The organism is Mesorhizobium sp. WSM4817 (assembly GCF_055811135.1).
Genome location: NZ_JBVVQQ010000143.1, coordinates 1 through 388, shown reverse-complemented (window position 1 = coordinate 388; position 388 = coordinate 1). Strand labels below are relative to the sequence as shown.

Genomic DNA, 388 nt, shown 5'->3' with positions numbered 1-388 from the left:
CATGTGGATGGCGCAGTGTTCTGCAGTCGCTGGATGTTTATTTGTGAGCGCAGGTCTGCACCTGCATCCTTTGGCGCATTTATACGTTTGCCCCGCAAAGAAGATGCTCCGGACCGGCAGCCATGTCGAAGAAAACAACCGACGACGCTTACGAAAACCAAGTGCAACTTGAGCGGCGGGCCGAGCGGGAGGGCCGCGGACGCAATGCCGAATGGCCCTCAGAGATTCCCAGCCGCGGCTGGAAGGACGTGCTGTGGCGGCTCTTTGCTGAGGTAACCGAGGACCGTGTTATGCTGATCGCGGCCGGGGCCCATTCTATCTGCTCCTTGCCCTCTTTCCCGCGCTTGCCGCGTTCGTGTCCATCTACGGTTTTGTCGCCGATCCTCAG

1 pseudogene is annotated in these 388 nt (G+C 59.5%); it reads left to right on the top strand.

Annotation, left to right across the window (positions count from 1 at the left end):
* Positions 1-122 precede the first annotated feature (122 nt).
* Positions 123-388 (top strand): annotated as a pseudogene (locus tag AC0L2K_RS35120) (hypothetical protein); the annotation flags it as partial.